The sequence below is a fragment of the uncultured Brachyspira sp. genome (genome assembly GCF_910588665.1).
GTDB lineage: Bacteria > Spirochaetota > Brachyspiria > Brachyspirales > Brachyspiraceae > Brachyspira.
Genome location: NZ_CAJUPR010000036.1, coordinates 1 through 2,026 on the forward strand (window position 1 = coordinate 1; position 2,026 = coordinate 2,026).

The 2,026-nt window shown below is 26.6% G+C and carries 2 protein-coding genes; both read right to left on the reverse strand.

Annotated features, from left to right (window positions below; genetic code table 11):
- Positions 1 to 1,029: 1,029 nt before the first annotated feature.
- A complete protein-coding gene (locus QZ306_RS10435; RefSeq protein ID WP_295163637.1) occupies positions 1,030 to 1,317 on the reverse strand; it encodes a hypothetical protein in 288 nt (95 codons plus the stop codon).
- 395 nt (positions 1,318 to 1,712) lie between these two features.
- A complete protein-coding gene (locus QZ306_RS10440) occupies positions 1,713 to 2,003 on the reverse strand; it encodes a hypothetical protein (protein ID WP_295163638.1) in 291 nt (96 codons plus the stop codon).
- Positions 2,004 to 2,026: the final 23 nt, after the last annotated feature.

The window sequence follows — 2,026 nt, forward strand, 5'->3', positions numbered from 1 at the left end:
AACAAGAATATATTTTGATTTTGTAAATATAAATATAATCTATTATCATTATTATCTAATATAAAATTATAAAGAGAACTTTTATGATATTTTAATAATTTCTTTTTTCTGAATATCTCAAAAAGTTATATATATATTTTTCTGAGAATGCTACCAAATAACTACTCAAAAATATTTAAAGTCTTCATTTAAAATAGACCGAATTAAAAGCACACTTTATTGTAATTTATTTACATATCAAAACCAATCATTAAATATAGCTGGTTGAAATAAAACATTCAATATCGCCTAATTATTCTAATAAAGTTAACTTTTATATTTGAAAATTAAGTTAAAAGTTCTGTTGATGTATACCAATATAACCATGTAAAAAAAGTGTGCTTATAACAATATATGGAGAGTCTGATACTTTTGGCAGAATACCTTATAGATTGAGTTAATACTCCTCCGCGTGCTCATCGAAGCATATATACAGATGAACTCAATTCATTTGATATACTGGACTTCGATAACTCATCACTAGTGGATAATAATATGTCTTCATCAAGAATAGCTGATGTTATCTCACAATCTATATATTAGCCAATATTATAATCATCCATATTATATATAGCTCTTGTAAATAATGCATCCCTGATTTCAGATTGTTTGAGTACAAAAACCATTTCTGATTATTATCATTTGATATATCATTTATAGTCTTAAACACTGTATCTATTTAATGTTCAACCCCATCCATATCTGTATATTTACCTATCAAATGTGTTCCCTCATGATATTGTATATGAGATGTAGTAAATCTTAGGGTTTCATCAGGATCACCTAATAACACTTCTATATCTATAATTGGTAGTTCAAGATGATTATGATATGATAAATCATTTTATTTTCTATATTGTTATAAGTCATCTTTTGGGGCATATGAACTTGAACTGCCTTGATTTCCATTCTCAAATAGCGCTAAAGTAGTATGGTATAGGCTGTGCTCTCTTCTTTTCCCTAGCTTACACCGCTTCGCCACAAGCTCATCTACAAAAAAATGTGCACATTTTCTAAATAATTATCCATATCAACCATACTATTTTTTACTTTCTCTAATGCTTCATTTACTTCATCAACAATTGAAAAATCATCTAAAGCAGTCGTCATGAAGACATCATTATTATGTGAAATAGCAGCCTGGACATCTATATCACAAATATATGCTAAATAATTTATTAAAAATACCATTCGTTTCACAGCACTATTTTCTTTAATCTGTATTTGGCTAACCCTAAGTTTATTTGGATTTGATATGATAAATGTTATGTCATTCATAGTGCAGCTAGGGAAGTCATCTGTTCCATGGTAATAAAATTTTCTTTCAGTAATATTATTGGTAACTAAAAACTCCAGAAATATCTGTTGGACAGTGAATAGAACAATAATAAATCATTCATATTATAATATTTAGTTATACTATTATAGTATGTTAATATTTTCCAACACAAAAGAAAAAAAATATTAATGCAATGAAATAAAATGATTTTTTTGCTATTTTTTTTGAAAGAAAAAGTCTTAAAAGTACATATGTTCAGAAAATTTTATTCTGTAAGATATTTGATCACCTGATTAAAAAGAAAACTTATTTATGAGTAATTTCTGAGTTATTTACAATATTAAAAAATGTGCGAGAATTGTATTATATAATATTTATTCTACAAGGTACTTCACTAATAATGTCCGACAGGTATTTCAGGAGGCTTTATATTCTCTTCATAATCAATATCATTGTATTCACTAACTTTTTGCACCATAAGTCTAGCTTTAATTGTTTCATCGGTTATTTTGTCATCAGCCACCAAATGAACCTGACTTTCAATCAATTTATCAACAACATCTATTGTATCATCTCTAACTAATTCATTCTTTGAAATATATTCATTATTTATTTCATTGATTCTTGTAGTTTTTGCTTTGAATGCTGCTTTCAGTGAACTTCTAAATCTATTATAAATATCCATGCACCATTAATTGTTGTGACTAA